This window comes from Sphingomonas immobilis (genome assembly GCF_030580995.1).
Taxonomy (GTDB): domain Bacteria; phylum Pseudomonadota; class Alphaproteobacteria; order Sphingomonadales; family Sphingomonadaceae; genus Sphingomonas; species Sphingomonas immobilis.
On sequence record NZ_JAUQSZ010000004.1, the window covers coordinates 117581 to 135257 of the forward strand.

Consider the following 17677-nt stretch of genomic DNA (forward strand, 5'->3'; position numbering starts at 1 on the left):
GCCGCGTCGCATTGACAGCACGGCGCTCCCCGCCCGATGGCGGATCGAGGCAATCGATAGGAAACGCCGTGTCGGACGAAGAGCACGCAAGCGCACCGCATTGGAGCGAAACCTGGCGCGGGGTCGAGGGACAGGTGCCCGCCGGGCCGGCCGGTTACGGCGCGATGATCGACACGCTGCGCACCTTTCTCGACGATGTCGCCGCCGCCAGCCCGGACGAGGCCATCGTCGCGGCGCTCACCCAGGATATGGCGGGCTGGTCAAGCAAGCTGCGCCCGCTGGCCGTGCCCGAGGCCGAGCGGATCTTCGCGCACCGCCGCGATCTGCCCGGCCGCGGGCAGACGATGTCGCCGCAACTGTTCATCGATGAGGCGAGCGCGGAGAGCGTGCGCGGCCACGTGACCTTCGGCGACTATTATCTCGGCGGGAACGGCGCGGTCCACGGCGGCGCGATTCCGCTGCTGTTCGACGAGATTCTCGGGCGGCTGTCGAACGCGGGCACGCAAAAACGCAGTCGCACGGCATTCCTCCACGTCGATTTCCGCTCGATCACGCCGATTGGCAAGCGCCTCCAGATCCGCGGCTGGTTCGAATACGAAGAAGGCCGCAAGCGCCTGCTCAAGGCCGACCTCCGCGACGGCGACACGCTCTGCGCCGAGGCCGAGGGATTGTTCGTGGAATTGCGGCCCGGTCAGCCCTGACCCGCGCCCGCTAGCCGGCGTCGCGTTCGGCCAGCATCCGGTGCAGGTGATCGGGATCGAAGGCGCCCCGGTCCATCGAGAACGTATCGCTGTTGCGAACATAGATGCCGGGGCCGTGAACCCGGCCGATCAGCTTCATCGCGCGCGTGTCGATGCGCAGCCGTGCCGGATCGGCGATGAATTCGTCCTTGATGTGCGCCATCAGCACCTCGCCGATCACGATCACCTGGCGCGGGCCGATGGCCAGCGCCTCGACCTTGCGGCATTCGAAGCTGACCGGCGCGCTGGCGATCAGCGGCGGCGCGACGAGCGTGGCGGGCGTCACCGCGATGCCGGCATAGTCGATCTCGCTCACGTCGCGCGGCGTATCGACGCACGACAGGTTCATCGCCTCGGCGTCATGCTCGCCCACCAGATTGACGACGAACTCGCCCATCTCGAGGATGTTGGTCGCGGTATCCTTGTCCTCGCCGGTGCCGACCGCCTTCAGCAGGCCGAGCACGACGAGCGCGGGATCGTCCCCCATCGCGTTGAAGAAGCTGTAGGGTGCGGCATTGACGACGCCGTTGCTGCCCTTGGTCGTGACCCAGGCGATCGGCCGCGGCGTCACGGTCGAGACGAGGATCTTGTAGCGGTCGCGCACCGGCAAGTCGGCCATCGTGAACTGCATGACGATCGCTCAGACGCGCGTGCGATAATCGGCGGCGTCATAGGCGCGCAGCGGCTCGCCGCCCCGCACGCGGCTGGCCCAGTCGGCGTTGGTGAGCAGGCCGCGCCCCACGCCGACCAGCGATATCTCGCCCGATGCCACCATCGCGCGCGCCTGGCCGACATTGTCCGCCACCGCCGAACTCTGCCCGAGCGAGGATTGCAGATCGTCGGCAAGGCCGACACCGCCCACTGCCATCGCCGGCTTGCCGGTGATCTTCTGCGCCCAGGCCGCCAGGCCGAGCGGCGAGCCGTCGAAGGCGGGCGTCGCGAACTTGCGCGTACTCGCGTCGAAGATATCGACCCCGGCATCGGCCAGCGGCTCCAGCAACGCCGCCAGCGCCTCTGGCGTCTCGGCCAGCCGCGCGCCGTAATCGTGCAGCTTCCACTGCGAGAAGCGGAACATGATCGGCGCGTCGCCGATCTCGCGGCGGATCGCGCGCACCACCTCCGCGCCGAAGCGCGCGCGCTCGGCCAGCGTCGGCCCGCCCCAGCCGTCGTCGCGCCGGTTGGTGACGTGCCAGAAGAACGTGTCGAGCAGATAGCCGTGCGCGCCGTGGATCGCGATGCCGTCGAACCCGCAGGCCATCGCGTTGGCGGCGCTGCGCGCGAAGGCGGCGATCACGTCGGCGATCTCCTCCTCGCTGGCCGGTTCGGTCTCGGCGGTCGCAAGCGCGAGATACTCCGCCGCGAAGAACGGGCTCGGCGTCTCCGGCCCCCAGATCCCCGACGGGCGCGGCGATCGGCCCTTGTAGCGCCCGCTGTCGTCGATGCGCAGCCCGCCCTGGTGCCAGAGCTGCGGGAAGATGATGCTGCCCGCGCCGTGGACCCGCTCGACGATCCCATGCCACGCGGCCAGCGCAGCCTCGCCGAACATCTCGGGAATGTCCTCGCCCCCGCTCCCCGAATTGCCGATCGCGGCGGGATGCTCGACCGCGACGCCCTCGGTCACGATCAGGCCGATCCCGCCCTCGGCGCGGCGGCCGTAATAGTCCGCCGCCGTCTCGGGCGGCACGCCGTCGGGCGAGAATCCGCGCGTCATCGGCGACATCACCAGCCGGTTGGGCAAAGTCACGCCGCCGCCAACGGCGAGCGGATCGAACAGCGGATCGCTCAAGTCAGCTCCCTCACCAGATGCAGCGTGTCGTGGTCGCGCACCGCGGTGCCGGTGCGCGTCAGGTTGGCGCGGTTCAGCGCCTCGCCGTAATTGGCGATCGGCGTGGTCAGCCAACCGACGTAGAAACTCCACAGGATCGCCCGGCGATAGTCAAGCCACGCCTCTTCCGCGGAAGGCGGCGCAACGACGCCGTATTCGCGCAAACGCTCCAGATAATGGCCGAGCAGCGCGCGTTCCTCGGCACGGCGCGTCTCGACGTCGAGGGCGGTGAGGATCAGGTAATTGACGTCGTGCGCCCAAGCGCCGCGCGCGGTGAGCTGCCAGTCGAGCAGCCCGGCCGTACCGTCCGGCAGCAGATACGCATTACCGATATGGCCGTCGCCCTGCAGAATCGTCTGCGGCAGCGTCGCCTGATGCCGCTGCAGCGCGCCATAGAGCGCGTGCAGGGCCGGCACGTCGGTGTCGAGGCTCGCGACGAGATCGCGCTTGAACGGATTGACCGCGATGTCGCCGCTGATCGTCAGCGGCAGCGAGGCGTCCATGCGGTCGTGCAGCGACCCCGCGACATGGCTCTGATACCAGGCAAGGTCGCCGCGCAGGCGCGGGCTGTCCCAGATGCCGCGTGCAGCCGCGCCATCTGGTCGAGCACCGCGCGCACCTCCGCCAGGCTGTTGTCGCGCACCGCGCTGGGGAACACCGCGCCGCGCAGCGACAGATCCTCGAGCAGCAGATAGTAGAGCGCCGTCTCCTTGTCGCACACGCCGCCGACCACCACCGGCGCCTCGATGGCGAGGCCAGGGCGCAGCCGCACGTAGAAATCGACCTCGTTCTGATAGAGTTCGCCCAGCACCGCGTCGATGCTGCGCTTCATCTTGACCGCGACCTGGCGCGGCAGATCGTCGGGCGCACCGGGCGCGTAGTCGAGCCGCATCTTCAGCCGGTCCGATGTCGAGACCATGATCTCGCCGTACCGCTTGCGCTCGAGCAGTTCGAAGCCCGTGACGGTGACGCCCGGATGCACCGTGCGCACCACTTGCGTCAGGAATTCGGGCGTCAGCCCCTCGACATCGGCAGGAATGGCGAGCGGCGTGTCGATTTCGTCAAGCATGGGCAGGCTCCGGGAAATTGTGGGAAAAACAGCGCTCTTCGGTTCGCGCCGCGATGCGCCAGCCCGCCGCCGTGCGGACGTAGCGATCGAGATACCAAAGTCCGTGGAAGCCGACGCGGGGGCGCCCGTCCGTATCCGCCACCGGCAGCACAATCGGGTTGAGGCACAGGATGCGGCCCGTCGCGGCGTCGCCGTCGAGCGCGATTTCCTTGTTGGCGACGATATGCTGGAACCCCGGCGACCGCGGCAGCCCCGCCGCCAGCCACGCGCGGATCTCCGGGTAGCTGCCCGCGATGCCGCCCCATTCGGCGAAGGCGGTGTAATCGATCGCGGCATCGGGCGTGAAGACGCTGTCGAGCAGCGCCATGTCGATCCGGTCGATCGCACCGGCATAGCGATCGAGCAGCATCGCGATCTCGATCCGGTCGGAGATTTCCTGCAGGCTCAGCATGTCGCTCCCCCTTCGCGATCCGTCACGCCGGTTCGCGGTTCCCCGCGATCGCCTCGGCCGCGGTCCAGCCCGAGAAGATGCAATCGGCAAGCGACATGCCGCTGACGTAATTCTGCGAACACAGGCCCACCGCCGAGCGTCCGGCGGCGTACAGCCCCGTGACCGGCGCACCGTCTGTCCCCAGCACGGCGTTGCTGTCCTCGTCGGTCAGCAGCCCGCCGAGCGTGATCTGCCCGATCGGGTTGAGCTTGACGCCGGCCGACTGGTTCATCGCGTAGAACGGCCCCGTCTCCAGCAGCACGCGCTGCTCGTCGCCCTTGCCCTCGGCATCTGGCCGGCCGGCGCGGATCGCGTCGTTATAGGCCGTCATCGTACGCTGCAGGCTGCCGCTCGGCAGGCCGATCTTCTTCTCCAGCCCGGCGATCGTGCTCGCCTTCTTCGCGCGCCAGGCGAGGAACTTGCCCGGCAGCCGCTGGAACGGCCACAATTCCTTGTCCTTCAGCTCCGCCAACGCCTTGTCCTGCAAGGGCTGGTCGGTGATGAGCCAGGCCTTGCCGCCCGCCTTCGTCATGATCGCGTTGCCGACGTTTGCGCCGTAGAGCTGTTCGTTGACGATACGGGTGCCCTCGGGCCCGACCAGCACGCCTTTCATCCAGCTGATCGGCGGCGCGATGAAGCGCCACGGCGAACACAGATGCATCTGCCCCAGCGCCGCACCGACCGCAGCACCCAGCCGCACCGCCGATCCGTCGCAGCCCGGCGTCCCGGCGATGCGATTACCGACATATTCGGGCGCGGTGCGCTTCAGCATCTCCGGGTTGTTGCCATAGCCGCCCGTCGACAGCACGACGCCGCGCCGCGCGCGTACCAGCAGCGGCTTCGCCTCCTTGCGCTCGATCGCCGCCATCTTGCGCCAGTCGCCCTGCGTCAGGCCGAGCATGGCGCGCATCATGCTCTGGCTCTTGATACGCAAAGCGCTGTGCTTCTCGGCGGCCGCGCTGCCCGGCGGAATCTGCCACAGCTCAGCGCCGATCACACGGCCCGTGCCGTCGACCACCAGCCGCCGCGCCGACGCCTTCAGCTTGAGGCGGATCGGCGTGTCCGCCTCGATATAGCGCTGCAGCGTCGACATCAGCACGAAGCCCGAATATTTGCTGTAATCCTCCTCGCGCGTCGGGATCGCGCGGTGGCCGCGCGGCGCGGGGCCGTCGGCGGTCGCATAGGCGGGCGCGACCTCGTTGCCCGAATAATAGAGGAACTTGCTGGCCGGCGGATAGCTCGTCTTGCGCGTCTCCAGCGGGCCGCCGTAGCTCACGCCGCGCGCCTCCAGCCAGTCGATCATCGACGCGCTGCGGTCCGCGAAGCGGCGGATCGTCGATGCCTTGCGCACCTCGCCCGCCTCGTAGGCCATATATTCGGCGAGATTGTCGGCGCTGTCGGCGATGCCGAGCTCCTTCTGCACGCGGGTTCCGCCGCCCGAATAGACGACCCCGCCCGACAGGGCGCTGGTGCCGCCGCCGTCGAAGCGATCGGCAAGGACGACATCCATCCCGCCCAGCTCCGCACCTTTCAGCGCCGCCGCCGCACCGGCCAGCCCAAAGCCGATGACGAGCATGTCGCATTGGTCGTCCCAGGCGAAGGCATCGGCATCCGCGACGACGATCGCCGCGCCGATCTCGGTGCCGGTATCGGGCACACAATCGAGCAGCTCGCCGGCCGCCACCGGCTTGCCGGCGGGCGCGTTCATGCGATGCTTCCGATCACCGTGCCGACGGCATAGGCCTCATTGAGCTCGCTCGTGATGCTGAGCGTGCCGGAGGCGGGCGCGGGCACCTCGACCGTCGATTTGTCCGCCTCGATCGAGAATAGCGGCGCTCCCTCCGTCACGGCCGCGCCGTCCTCGGCGAGCCATTCGACGATCGTCCCCTCGGTCATCGAGAAGCTCAGTTGCGGCACCAGAATGTCGTACGCCATGTGTCCCCCCAGTCAGTTCAGGGTGCTGCGGATCGCCGCCTCGATGTCGCTCTGGCTCCAGGCGAAAGCCTTTTCGAGCACGGGCGACACCGGCACCGGCGTGTTGCGCGATCCGACGCGGCGGATCGGGGCCTTCAGCTGGCCGAACAATTCCTCGCCGATCGTCGCGGCGATCTCCCCGCCGCAACCGAAATTGCGCACCGCCTCATGCACGATCACCGCGCGCCCGGTCTTGGCGACCGAGGTCAGCACCGCCTCCTTGTCCCACGGCGCGACGGTGCGCAGGTCGATCACCTCGACCGAGACGCCCTCGCCCGAAAGCTTCTCGGCGATCGCCAGCGCGTCGTTGATCGGCCGCCCATAGCCGATCACGCTGACGTCGCTGCCAGTGCGCGCGACATTGGCCTTGCCGAGCGGCAGGCGGTGCCCGATCGGCGCGGCGGCCCCCTTGGCGCGCATCATCAGCGTCGATTCCACGAACAGCACCGGATTGTCGTCCATGATCGATTCGTGGAGCAGCCCGGTCCAGTCGGCATGGTTGGACGGCACCACCACCTTCAGGCCGGGGACATGCGCGAACCACGCCTCCAGCATGTCGCTATGTTGCCCGCCGAGCCCGGCACCGACGCCGGTCATGGTGCGGATGGTGAGCGGGCACGACGTCTGCCCGCCCGACATGAAGCGGATCTTGGCGGCGTGATTGACGATCTGGTCCATGCACACAGTCAGGAAGTTCATCAGCATGATCTCGGCGACCGGGCGCATCCCCGCGATCGCCGCGCCGACCGCCGCGCCCATGATCGCCTGCTCCGAAATCGGCGTCGATCGCACGCGCAGGTCGCCGTATTTGGTGGACAGGCCCTTCGACGCGCCCATCACCCCGCCGCCCTCGCGATCGGCAAGATCCTCGCCGAACAGCAGCACGGTGGGATCTTCGCCCATCGCCGCGTCGAGCGCCTGCAGCGCCGCCTCCGCGCCGAAGATCATGCGCGGCTTTGTGTCCGCAGGTGCCGTTGCTTCCAGGGTCGCGGTCAAGGGACGATCTCCACGTCTAGGACGTCGCGGCCGAGCTCGGCGACGTCGGGATAGGGTTCGGCTATGGCGTAGGCGAGCGCCTCGGCGACATCGGCGACGATTCGGTCCTCGATGGCGTCGAGCGCCTCGTCCGTCGCGTATCCCGCTGCGACGATCTGGCGGCGCAGCGCCGGCACGGGATCGGCGGCGATGGCGGCGGCCATCTCCTCCTTCGGAATGTAATGGCTGTCGTCGCCGAGGATATGCCCCTCGAAGCGGAAGGTGCGCGCCTCGATCAGCGTCGGCCCCTCGCCCGCCCGCGCCCGCGCCACGGCGTCGGCCGCCGCACGGTACATCGCCACCGCGTCGTTGCCGTTCACCTGTACGCCCGGCATCCCGTAGGATGCGGCGCGCATCGCGATATTCTCGCATCCGGTGCCGTTGGCGAAGCTGGTATGCTCGGCATAGAGATTGTTCTGACAGAGGAAGATCACCGGCAGCTTCCACACCGAGGCGAGGTTGAGCGCCTCGTGGAACGCGCCGATGTTGGTGGCACCGTCGCCGAAGCTGGTCAGCGCGATCTTGCCGTCGCCATTGACCTGGCTGGCGAGCGCGAGGCCGTTGGCGATCGGGATGCCCGATCCCACCACGCCGGTCGTCACCACCACGCCCGAGGCCGGGTGGGTGATGTGCATCGGCCCGCCCTTGCCCTTGCACGATCCCGAGGCCTTACCGGCATATTCGGCCCACAGCTCCTTGAGCGGCACGCCCTTCGCGAGCTGATCGTGCAGCCCGCGGTAGATTGTCACGACATAGTCGTCCGCCGCCAGCGTCACCATCGTCGCCGCGGCCAGCACCTCCTGCCCGCGCGGTGAGTAATAGGGTGCCTGGATACGCCCGGCGCGGATCGTCTTGAGGAATTGCTCGCCGCAATGCCGGATCAGCTGCGCGCGGCGGTAGATTTCGACGAGCGTGTCGCCGTCTGGAGCATTGCTTGTCCTTGGGCTTGTCATTCGGCCTGTCCTTGCTCCGGCTTGGGTGTTGGGGCGGGGCGCGAAACCTGCGCGCGTTCGACGGTGATCGTGCCGGTCGGCTTGAGCTGGCAGGCCAGCCGCACGGTCGGGCCCTGGAGATGTGACGGCACCGCGCGCAGGGCGTTACGTTCCTTCGCGTCGGGCTCCGGCAACGGCTCGGCGCTGTCCGTCACGCGCACCCAGCATTGCCCGCAAAAGGCCTGGCCGTGGCAGATCGTCGGCCACGACAGACCCTGCCGCTGCGCGCCGCGCATCAGCGGTTCGCCCGGCCGCAGGCGGATCGTCTCGCCCAGCGGCTCGATCCGCACCTCCGCCTCCTGAGGGGCAACCGACAATGCCACCGCCCCGCTCACCGGTTGATATAATCCTCGAGCACCTTGTGCAGGTGGCGGATGCGCAGTTCCTGCGTCTCGGTCAGGATCAGCTCGCCGCTCGCCAGATTCTTCATGCCGCGCTGAACCGCGGGCAGTTGCACGTCGTCCTGATGCAGCACGAGCGCGAGGCCACCCAGCTCGGTCGCATCGTCGACCATCGATCCGTCGGTGCCGAGATCGTTGACCGCGCAGCTCGGTGGCCGCTCCCCGGTGAAGGGGTGGAACAGCATCGTCTCCCACACGCACCAGTCCGGGTCTTCGAGCGGGGTGAAGCGATAGACCAGCGGATAGGCCAGGGTCGGCCACGGCATGAAATTGGGGAACATGAAATAGCTGATCGCGTCGAGCGCCTCGCTGTCGGAGACGGTCGCGGGGTCGATGCCGTATTTCTTGACATAGCTCTTCCGGGCGACGCGCGCCGATCCCGCGCGCGCATCCTCGCCCGGCTGCAGCCTGCCCTCGTCGGTGCCCAGCGCCTCGGGCAGGAAGCCCGCGCACATATATTCGAACGCGGTCGCATCGTCGGGGCGCGGATCGAGCCGGAACGACGGCATGCCGAGCGGGAGGATGAAGCGGCTCATGTGCGGCGCGTCGTCGTAGATGTCGAACTGGCCGATATCCTCGCAACTGATCGCGGCACCCTGGCTGTGCGAGGCGAAGGCGTGGAAGCCCTCGATGAAGGCGTCCATCCCCGCCTTCCAGTTGCAATTAATGGTCTTTTTGACGTGAACCGCCTTGTAGCGGTTCGAAAAATCCCACCCCTTCCAGTGATCGAGAAAGCGTGATCCCATGTAACTGGCAAGGTTCGGAGCATCCGTGTCGAAGTTCACGAACAGAAAACCGTTCCATTCCTCAACCCGGATTTCGGGAAGGCTGAATTTCTTCTCGTCGAGCTGCGGGAAATCCCATTTCGCCGGCGTCCATTTGTGCGATCCGTCGAGACCCCAGGTGAAATAATGATACGGGCATTTCAGCTCGTTCTGATGCGTGTGCGTCTCGCACAGTTCGCGGCCGCGGTGCAGGCAGGCGTTGACGAACGCCTTCACCGATCCGTCGCGCTGGCGAACGACCAGGACCGAGCGATCGAGGATACGATAGACGTGGATGTCGCCCGGATTGGGGATGTCGTGGCCCCAGCAGGCGAACTGCCAGACCTTCGACCACATCTTTTCCTTTTCGAGCGCGGCATAGTCGCGGCTGAAATAGCGCGACGCCGGGATCGGGCCCGATCCCAGATAGGCCTGCTGGTCCTCGAACATGTTCGCGGGCGGCGGGAACGGGTCGCGGGCGAGAACATCGCGCATGTACAGCGGCGGGTGTTCGGGTTCCGGCTTCAGTGGCGGCGGATCGAACAGGTCTTCGGCATCCCCCACGCGCGCGCCGCCGTCCAGCGTTTCCATCGCCTCTCTCCTCTCGTCGTCGGCTTTGCGCGCCAGCCGGCACGCGCCATCGATCGACTCGAGACTAGGACAATAGTCGACACGGTGTCAAACAATTTGGAGAAGGGGATGCCTCAGGCCGCGGCGGGCCCTTCCGCGAAACGGATAATGTCGCGCGCGAGCAGATCGACCGCGAGGTCGGTGTCCTCGCTCCAGGCGTTGAAAGCGCTGTAGAGTGACAGTTCGTCGATGCGGCGCAGCAGCGTGTGGAGTTCCGTCACGCGCACGCGGTCGGGCTTGCCGTCCTCGCCGACCAGCCGCAGCGAGGGCACGCGGCGCGCGAGCGAACCGACGACGCGGCGATGCTCATCGAAGATCACCCGCATCGTCTCCGGGTTGCTCGACAAGGCGCGGTAGACGATCAGGATATACTGCCGTTCCTGCCGGAAGCTGGCGAAGAACCGTTCCAGCCAGCCGCGAATCTTACGCGTGCTGCCCAAAGTCTCGTTGGTCAGGCTGCGGTAGCGCCGCAACTGCCAGCGCACCTCGCGACTGAAGACCGCCTGGATGAGATCCTCGAGCGAGCGGAAATGCAGGTAGAAAGCGGCGCGGCTGACCCCAGCCGCGCGCGCCACATCCTCGACGCGCGGGGTGATGAAGCCGCGATCGGCGAACAGCTCGCGCCCGGCATGCAGGATCAGCCGGCGGGTCTTGATCTTGCGCAATTCCCACTTGGTCAACCGGTCGCGCGACGCTTCCTCGGCGCCCGGCGCGTCCCATTCGGCCCCGGCCTCGCCGTCGATCGCGGTTTGCGTCACATTACCCATGACACCACCGATAAGGTCGAAACGCGCAAGCGCAAGGTTGCGGGCCCCTCACGCCTCATCGATCATCGCCCGGATGTGGGCATGATAATTGGCGATGATGCCCTCCTGCACCGGATTGACGCGCGCCCCCCTGAACCCCCGGCTGCGCACGCCCGCCTGCATATAGGGCAGATTGGCGAAGTCCTGCGCGAGGAAGGACGGCAAAGCGTCGAAGGTGCGCCAGTCCGCATAGTGCGTCTGCGTCACCTCGGGCGCATAGCCCGGCGCATAGCGTTCCAGCGCCCAGAATTCGAACAGGCACCGCTCGGGATCGTCGCCGCGGCCAAGCGGGCGGGCGCGATACCAGAGCGACGCGGTCGGCTGCGGCAGCACGACGATATTGGGGAAGATGTGCCAGGTGCTGCCGCTCGTCGCCATCTGCTCGGGCGTGATCGCCGGCCAGCCGACGCCCGCCGCCTCCGCCGCCTCGCGCCGGAAGCGCAAAGTCGCGCCCAGCGCCTCGGGCGCGGAGACGTCGGCGGGCAGCTCGGTCATGATCCGCGCGGCGGCGGCCATGTCGCGCTCGGCGAACACGCTCTTCACGTCGAACACCATCTGCCGCATGAATTCGAGTACCAGCGGCCGCACATCGTCGGGCGCGGCCCGCCCCAGCAGCGGCGAGGGCGTACCGAGCCCTCCCGCATCGGCCGAACGCCGCAGATACCCGTGCGGGCCGGTGATGTTGGCCGTCGTACGGTCGTCGAATGCCTTGAGCAGTTGCGGGTGCGTCGTCTGGACGTGATAGGCCTCGTCGAACGCCTCGATCGCCAGCTTCCAGTTGCAGTTGATCTCGACCGAGGCGGCCCAGCGGAAGCGCTGGTTCTCGATCTCGTACGGCCCGAGCTTCGTCACCACCTCGCCGAGGAAATCGGCGAGTGGTGCTGCGGCCGGATCGGGATTGACGAACACGAAGCCGCCCCAGGTGTCGCACTGCACCGCGACGAGATTGCGATCCGCGTCGCCGAGGCTGCCCTGCCAGTCGCCGCCGTACGGTACGTGCGAACAGCGCCCGTCGAGCTTGAAGCGCCAGCCGTGGAAGGGACAGACGATCTCCTGCGTGCGCCGCGCCCCGCTCGCCAGTTGCCGGCCGCGATGCGGGCAGGCGTTGTAGAAGGCACGGATGCCATCGGCCGCACGCACGACGAGGATCGAATCGTCGCAGATATCATAGACGATCTGGCTGCCGATGTCGGGCAGTTGCTCGACCCGGCAGGCGATCTGCCACACGCGCGGCCACAATCGCTCCTTCTCGCGACGCGCATGATCGGCGGAGGTATAGGCCTCGGCCGGAATGAAATACGGATCGGCCTTCGCCCCTCCTGGCGGCGTCAGTTTGGCAACCTCACCCACGGCGCGTCTCTTCTATTTGTTGACACTGCGTCCACTGTTATTGCAGATTAGGTTCAGCGACGCATCCAAAATCTGCGGGCGGTAGTCGCCCGGCGCGCAGCGAGGAGAGGGCAATGGCGACCAACCTGTCGATCGAAGCGGACGTGCCCGCGCATGTGCCACCCAAACTGGTTTGGGAACACGATATCGATGCCTTCGCGCGCGAGCTCGACGATCCGTTCGTCGCGATCTCCCGCCTGCACGACGGGCCCGAGCTGATCTGGGCGCGCGGCGGATCGCGCGGGCAACCAGCCTGGGTGCCGACGCGCTACGCGCTGATCGAGGAAGTGTTCATGGACGCCGATCGCTTCATGAGCGGCGATTCGAACGACGCCAGCCAGTTGCTCGGCGTCGATTGGCGGCTCAACCCGCTCGAGATCGATCCGCCTGCGCACCGTGCCTATCGCCAGATCCTGCAGCCGTGGTTCCAGCCGAGCGCGATCAACACGCTGGAGCCGATGGTACGGTCGGTCGCGCGCGAGTTGCTCGACGCCGTCGAGGCGAAGGGCCGCTGCGAATTCATCGAGGATTTCGCGAGTCTCTTCCCCTCCTACATCTTCCTCGCGCTGATGGGGCTGCCGCGCGAAATGCTGCCGCAGTTCCTCGCCTGGGAGGACGCCTTCATGCGCGCGCCCACCATGGCCGAGCGGGTGGGTGCGGCGCGCGCGATCAAGGACTATCTCGAAGACTATGCCGAAGCGCGGCGCAGCGATCCGCGCGACGACCTCGTCACCGCGATCCTGACCGCGAAGATCGACGGTCGCCCGCTCGACACTGGCGAGATCATGGGCATGTTGATGGTACTCTATCTCGGCGGGCTCGACACGGTGATGTCGAGCCTCGGCTGGTATTTCCGGCATCTCGCCGACGATCAGGCGCTGCAGGCGCGGTTGCGAGCGGATCCGGCGCAGATTCCGGGTGCGGTCGACGATCTGCTGCGCGCCTTCGGCGTGACGGGCACACGCCGCACCGTCACGCGCGACATGGATTTCCACGGCGTGACGCTGAAGGCGGGCGACTGGATTCTGGTGCCGACCTATCTCGCCAGCCGCGACCCCGCCGCCTATGCCGATCCGCACCGCATCGACCCGGCGCGGAAGGGCCGCAACCTGACGCTCGCGACCGGGGTGCATAATTGCCTCGGCATCCATTTGGCCAAGCGCGAGATCAAGGTCGTGCTGGAGGAATGGCTGAGCCGTTTCATCCACATCCGCGTGCCTGAGGGCGAGACCGTGCGGTGGCACACCGACGGCGTGTGGGGCGTCAACCATCTGCCGCTGACCTGGGACGCCGCATGACCGGCACGGACGTGCGCCGCGTCGCGCTCATCACCGGCGGCGCGCGCGGGCTCGGCCGCGCGGTCGGCGAGGCGCTTGCGGCGGAGGGCGCGGCGCTGTTCCTCGTCGATATCCTCGGCGATCGGCTCGCGACGACGAAGGCGGAGCTGACCGCGCAGGGGTTCACCGTCGAGACCTTCACCGCCGACATCGCCGAGCGCGCGCAGTGCATCGCCGCGGTAGAGGCCGCGGTCGCCGCCTATGGCCGGCTCGACGTGCTCTGCAACGTCGCCGCGATCGTGCGCTTCAACCATGCGACCGACGTGCCCGAGGCCGAATATGCCCGCGTGATGGCGGTCAACGCCGCAGCCCCCTTCTGGTTCTGTCAGGCGGCGATCCCGCATCTGATCGAAACGCGCGGCAACATCGTCAACGTCGCGTCGCAGGCCGGGCTGATGGGCTGCCCTTATATCGTACCTTATGCAGCCTCGAAGGGCGCCGTCGTCCAGATGACGAAGAGCTTGGCGATGGAATATATGGATGCGCCCATTCGCATCAACGCCGTCTGCCCCGGCACGATGGCGACCGAGATCGGCGAGGGCAACACCATGCCCGAGGGGATCGATATGGCCAAGGTGCTGCGCTATTCGGGCCAGCGCCCCGCGACGCAGGCGTCCGAGGTGGCGGCGCTGATCGCCTTCGTCGCCTCGCCCGCCGCCAGCGCGGTGCAGGGCGCGATCCTGACGGCCGACGGTGGGGTGACGGCGGGATGAGCATACGGATTATCGCCAAAGGGGGCGGCGGGATCGAGGCGCTTCGTATCGAGGAGAGCCCGATCCCCAAGCCGCAGGCCGGCGAGGCGGTGGTGCGGCTGCGCGCCGCCAGCCTCAATTACCGCGACCTGATCGGGGTGCGCGGCGCATTGCCGGGCATGACGAAGGAACCGGACTATGTGCCGCTGTCGTGCGGCGCGGGCGAGGTCGTGGCGGTCGGCGCAGGCGTCACGCACGTGCGCGTGGGGTCGCGCGTGTCGCCGATCTTCGCGCAAGGGTGGCTCTCGGGCGGGGCGGAGAACATGGGACGCAGCCATCTCGGCGGTAGCGTGGACGGCGTCGCGCGCAGCCACGCGGCGTTCGACGCGGAGAACCTCGTACTCCTGCCCGATACGATCGGCGATCTCGAAGCGGCGACGCTGCCGTGCGCCGGCATCACGGCGTGGAGCGCGATCACCCTCGCACGCGCCGTGCGGCCCGGCGACCTCGTGCTGGTGCAGGGCACCGGGGGCGTCTCGATCGCCGCGCTGCAGTTCGCCAAGGCCGCGGGCGCGGAGGTGATCGTCACCTCCTCGTCCGACGCGAAGCTGGCGCGGGCACGCGCGCTCGGCGCGGATTACCTCGTCAATTACCGGACGACGCCCGACTGGGCAGGCGAAGCGCGTCGGGTGGCGGGGCGCGGTGCCGATCTGGTGGTCGACGTGGTCGGCACGGGATCGCTCGAAGCCTCCGCCACATCGCTTGCGCCGGGCGGCGCGATCGCGGCGATCGGAATGCTCGACGGCGGCTTCTCCTGGGGAGCGGAGATCGGCGTGCCGGTCGTGCCCGTCACCGTCGGCAGCCGCGACGCGGTGGAGGCGATGCTGCGCGCGATCACCGCGAACCGCATCCGCCCGGTCGTCGATCGCGTCTGGCCGCTCGACCGCCTCGCCGATGCGCTGCGCGCGCTGGAGACGGGCGCGTTCTTCGGCAAGATCGGCATCGCGATCGACTAGGCGGCGGGCCCCGGCCACGGCCTGCTGTCCGCGCTCATCGGCGGCAGATCGAGCATCGACGCGAGATACTGGATGCCGATATTGTTGTCCTTCCAGTCCATCGACTGCGCCGGCAGATGTCCGCGCGCGTCGAGCATCTTCGCCAGCCGCATCACGATCACGCCCGCGCGGAAGGCGGCGAAGGCGAAGTGCCAGCGCATGTCGCGCAGTTTGCGCCCCGAAAGCTGCTCCCACAGCGCCATCGTATCGGCGGGCGATCCCCAGCCCGACAGGCGCGGCACGCCGCGCGCGTGCGTCACCGACAGGTCCATGATCGTCCACCACGCGAAATCCATCTCCGCGCCGCCCAGCGAAGCCATGTCCCAGTCGAGCAGGGCGACCAGCTGGCCGTCGTCGAACATCAGGTTCTGCGGCCTTGCATCGCCCCAGGCGAAGCCGGTGCCGGCGTCGGCGGGCAGGTTCGCGCGCAGCCAGTCGGCCGCCGCCTCCAGCACCGGATGGCGATCGCCGTCCAGTGCCCATTCCATATAGCCGAGCTTGTAGACGAACTGCTGCTCGACGCCCGACCGGCCGAGCGCCGGGCGCTCCAGCATCGTCAGCCGGTCGAGCGGCAGCGCGTGCAGCTTCGCCATCGCCGCCACCGCCTGCCGCCACATCGATGCGCGCGCCGCCGTGTCGAGATCGTACACCCAGCCTTCGGTATGGAAGGGCGGCTGGTCGCTCGGCACCCTGCCCTTGATGCGGTCCATGAAGAAGAACGGCCGCCCGAACAGCGCGGGATCGGTATGCAGCCCGAAGGCGCGCGGCACCGGCACGTCGGTCAGCTCGGCGACGAGCTGGTAGAGCGCGATATGCGTGTCGAACGCGGGCTGCGGGAACAACGTGTCGGCGCTGTCGATGCGCAGCACCGCGCCGCCCTCCCCCCCGCGCCAGGCGAGATCGAGCAGCAGCGTCTCGTTGTTGACGCCCGCCCCGGTCGGCGCATCGGCGCGCGTGACGGTGAGCGCCGCCCGCTCGGGAAACTCGGCGGCGAGCAACTCGGCCAGCACCGGCTTCAGCGCCTCCGGGTCGCGCGTGTGGACCTTGGTCGGCACGCCGAGATCGTGCTTCTCGCGAACCGCCGAGCTCACGCCGGGAGTTTCCCGATCCGCCCGGAGCGCTCGGCGAGACCGTAGCTCACCTCGCCGTCCCAGGTGAATTCGGCGAAGCCCGGCACGAACAGCCCGCGCGGCTCGCTCAGGTCCGCGCCGAAATGATAGCCCCACGGATCGCCGAAGGTGCAAAAGATCGTCTTTTTCAGCACGCCGGTGATACGATGCTCGCCGAGCGGCGAGCGCATCACCAGCTCGAGCGGATCGCCCGACAGCGCGACATGCTCCAGATAGCCCGGCGGCGTGATCAGATCGGTATGGTGGAACTGGCCGTCGACATAGACGAAGCCGACGTTGAGCGTGCCCTGGAAATCGGGCGTCCACATCCGCTGCATGCCGAACGCCTTGCCGCTGGCGAACGGCGCGGACCACAGATTGTGCCCGCCGAACGCCCAGGGCTTGTGCCCGCGCTGCCCCCGCGAATGATCGCGCACGCCCGTACCGTTGAAAGCGAGATCCTTGCCATCAATGCGGACCGTGCCGGTTGCGCGGAAAGTCTGCTGGTAATGTTCGCTCGCCCAGCTCTGCTCGGCCATGCTGCCGCGCGCACCGCCGCTCGCCGCCGAGACGTGATTGTCCCACGCGGGCGCCAACGCCTCGACATAAAGATCGATCGCGAACAGCTCCTGCTTCGCGTCGCGCACGCGACCCGCCATCATTTCGGCGTAAGGCGTGCGGATGCCGATGCCGTCGAAGGTGACGCGCAGCCGTTCGAACGGGGCGATCACGTCCCATCGCATGTTGGGCCCGCCGGGCTTCTGGTCGGGTGTCGGGCGGCTATAGGCGCGTGTCCAGAGGAAGCCGCCGTCGCCCGGCAGCGTCATCAGCACCTGCTCCTCCCACTGCGCGAAATCGTCGGGGCAGGTGCCGAGGTGCAGCCACATGCCGAGATCGAGCACGGGATCGTAGACTGCGAGCATGTAGTTCTCGGCAAAGCGGAACTTGTCAGCGGGCGGCTCGGTGCGCAGCGCATATTCGCGGTTGGGATCGACGCCGTTGGCGAGATCGACACGGTCTAGGGTGACGGTGCTCATGATACGGTCTCCACGGCCGGGATGGCTTCGAACAGATGCGTTTCCGCGCCGCCCAGCGCTTCGCTGATCGGCATGGCGTCGGTGCCCGCGCGCGTCATCAGGGCGGCCATCGCCGCACTCACGTCGTCGCTTTCGATGTCATAGATGGCGAGGTAGTTCCAGGCGGGTTGCTCGCCCTCGGCGGGGACGCGGCGGTAGCGTTTCGCGCCGGTGAAGCCGGGGATGGCGACCACGTCCGGCACGTGCCGTTCGTCGTACCAGCGGTTGTATTCATCCTCGCGGCCCTCGGCGGGTTTGGAGAAGACGACGAACTTGTATTCGGCCATGTTCGG

General features: G+C 68.0%; 20 protein-coding genes. 4 read left to right on the forward strand and 16 right to left on the reverse strand.

Going from position 1 to position 17677, the window contains the following annotated elements:
* Nucleotides 1-68 precede the first annotated feature (68 nt).
* A complete protein-coding gene (locus Q5H94_RS07520; RefSeq protein WP_304560638.1) occupies nt 69-701 on the forward strand; it encodes a PaaI family thioesterase in 633 nt (210 codons plus the stop codon).
* A 10-nt stretch (nt 702-711) separates the two neighbouring features.
* Here the strand turns inward: Q5H94_RS07520 and Q5H94_RS07525 are convergent, their stop codons facing one another.
* From Q5H94_RS07525 to Q5H94_RS07585, 13 genes are all read right to left on the reverse strand, one after another.
* On the reverse strand, nt 712-1371 hold the full coding sequence (locus tag Q5H94_RS07525) for a flavin reductase family protein (protein ID WP_304560639.1): 660 nt from the start codon (nt 1369-1371) through the stop codon (nt 712-714).
* A 9-nt stretch (nt 1372-1380) separates the two neighbouring features.
* On the reverse strand, nt 1381-2526 hold the full coding sequence (locus Q5H94_RS07530; protein WP_304560640.1) for an oxidoreductase: 1146 nt from the start codon (nt 2524-2526) through the stop codon (nt 1381-1383).
* The gene (locus Q5H94_RS07535) at nt 2523-3068 is read right to left on the reverse strand and encodes a phosphotransferase (RefSeq protein ID WP_304560641.1); all 546 of its coding nucleotides are present in this window, start codon (nt 3066-3068) and stop codon (nt 2523-2525) included. The genes Q5H94_RS07530 and Q5H94_RS07535 overlap by 4 nt, the downstream gene beginning before the upstream one ends.
* Nucleotides 3047-3634, reverse strand: a complete 588-nt coding sequence (locus Q5H94_RS07540) for a protein kinase family protein (protein WP_304560642.1) — start codon at nt 3632-3634, stop codon at nt 3047-3049. The genes Q5H94_RS07535 and Q5H94_RS07540 overlap by 22 nt, the downstream gene beginning before the upstream one ends.
* Complete coding sequence (locus Q5H94_RS07545) at nt 3627-4085, reverse strand: nuclear transport factor 2 family protein (RefSeq protein ID WP_304560643.1); 459 nt, start codon at nt 4083-4085, stop codon at nt 3627-3629. The genes Q5H94_RS07540 and Q5H94_RS07545 overlap by 8 nt, the downstream gene beginning before the upstream one ends.
* A 22-nt stretch (nt 4086-4107) precedes the next feature.
* Entirely contained in the window at nt 4108-5832 is a 1725-nt protein-coding gene (locus Q5H94_RS07550; RefSeq protein ID WP_304560644.1) for an FAD-binding protein, read from the reverse strand.
* Nucleotides 5829-6059 (reverse strand): lipoyl domain-containing protein, encoded by a 231-nt coding sequence (locus Q5H94_RS07555; protein ID WP_304560645.1) that lies wholly within the window; start codon nt 6057-6059, stop codon nt 5829-5831. The genes Q5H94_RS07550 and Q5H94_RS07555 overlap by 4 nt, the downstream gene beginning before the upstream one ends.
* A 12-nt stretch (nt 6060-6071) precedes the next feature.
* Entirely contained in the window at nt 6072-7046 is a 975-nt protein-coding gene (locus tag Q5H94_RS07560; RefSeq protein WP_304560800.1) for an alpha-ketoacid dehydrogenase subunit beta, read from the reverse strand.
* 44 nt (nt 7047-7090) lie between these two features.
* Complete coding sequence (locus Q5H94_RS07565; RefSeq protein ID WP_304560646.1) at nt 7091-8086, reverse strand: thiamine pyrophosphate-dependent dehydrogenase E1 component subunit alpha; 996 nt, start codon at nt 8084-8086, stop codon at nt 7091-7093.
* Entirely contained in the window at nt 8083-8460 is a 378-nt protein-coding gene (locus tag Q5H94_RS07570) for a 2Fe-2S iron-sulfur cluster-binding protein (protein WP_304560647.1), read from the reverse strand. The genes Q5H94_RS07565 and Q5H94_RS07570 overlap by 4 nt, the downstream gene beginning before the upstream one ends.
* On the reverse strand, nt 8457-9881 hold the full coding sequence (locus Q5H94_RS07575; RefSeq protein WP_304560648.1) for an aromatic ring-hydroxylating oxygenase subunit alpha: 1425 nt from the start codon (nt 9879-9881) through the stop codon (nt 8457-8459). The genes Q5H94_RS07570 and Q5H94_RS07575 overlap by 4 nt, the downstream gene beginning before the upstream one ends.
* A gap of 113 nt (nt 9882-9994) precedes the next feature.
* The gene (locus Q5H94_RS07580; protein ID WP_304560649.1) at nt 9995-10687 is read right to left on the reverse strand and encodes a TetR/AcrR family transcriptional regulator; all 693 of its coding nucleotides are present in this window, start codon (nt 10685-10687) and stop codon (nt 9995-9997) included.
* A 48-nt stretch (nt 10688-10735) separates the two neighbouring features.
* Nucleotides 10736-12076, reverse strand: coding sequence for an aromatic ring-hydroxylating oxygenase subunit alpha (locus tag Q5H94_RS07585; RefSeq protein WP_304560650.1), 1341 nt, complete (start codon nt 12074-12076; stop codon nt 10736-10738).
* A 113-nt stretch (nt 12077-12189) separates the two neighbouring features.
* Here Q5H94_RS07585 and Q5H94_RS07590 point away from each other — a divergent pair, with 113 nt between their 5' ends.
* The 3 genes from Q5H94_RS07590 to Q5H94_RS07600 are packed head-to-tail and all read left to right on the forward strand — an operon-like array spanning nt 12190 to nt 15160.
* Nucleotides 12190-13413 carry a cytochrome P450 gene (locus Q5H94_RS07590; RefSeq protein ID WP_304560651.1) on the forward strand — a complete coding sequence of 408 codons (1224 nt, stop codon included), beginning with the start codon at nt 12190-12192 and terminating at the stop codon, nt 13411-13413.
* Nucleotides 13410-14165: an SDR family NAD(P)-dependent oxidoreductase gene (locus tag Q5H94_RS07595; RefSeq protein ID WP_304560652.1), complete on the forward strand. Its 756-nt coding sequence runs from the start codon at nt 13410-13412 to the stop codon at nt 14163-14165. The genes Q5H94_RS07590 and Q5H94_RS07595 overlap by 4 nt, the downstream gene beginning before the upstream one ends.
* Complete coding sequence (locus tag Q5H94_RS07600; RefSeq protein WP_304560653.1) at nt 14162-15160, forward strand: zinc-dependent alcohol dehydrogenase family protein; 999 nt, start codon at nt 14162-14164, stop codon at nt 15158-15160. The genes Q5H94_RS07595 and Q5H94_RS07600 overlap by 4 nt, the downstream gene beginning before the upstream one ends.
* Here the strand turns inward: Q5H94_RS07600 and Q5H94_RS07605 are convergent.
* Genes Q5H94_RS07605 through Q5H94_RS07615 form a run of 3 tightly spaced genes read right to left on the reverse strand, consistent with a single transcriptional unit; the run spans nt 15157 to nt 17671 of the window.
* On the reverse strand, nt 15157-16290 hold the full coding sequence (locus Q5H94_RS07605; RefSeq protein WP_304560654.1) for a phosphotransferase family protein: 1134 nt from the start codon (nt 16288-16290) through the stop codon (nt 15157-15159). The genes Q5H94_RS07600 and Q5H94_RS07605 overlap by 4 nt on opposite strands.
* Nucleotides 16287-17345 carry a DUF7065 domain-containing protein gene (locus Q5H94_RS07610; RefSeq protein ID WP_304560655.1) on the reverse strand — a complete coding sequence of 353 codons (1059 nt, stop codon included), beginning with the start codon at nt 17343-17345 and terminating at the stop codon, nt 16287-16289. Before Q5H94_RS07610 ends, Q5H94_RS07605 begins: the two co-directional genes overlap by 4 nt.
* Nucleotides 17342-17671, reverse strand: coding sequence for a DUF4286 family protein (locus Q5H94_RS07615; protein WP_304560656.1), 330 nt, complete (start codon nt 17669-17671; stop codon nt 17342-17344). Before Q5H94_RS07615 ends, Q5H94_RS07610 begins: the two co-directional genes overlap by 4 nt.
* Nucleotides 17672-17677: the final 6 nt, after the last annotated feature.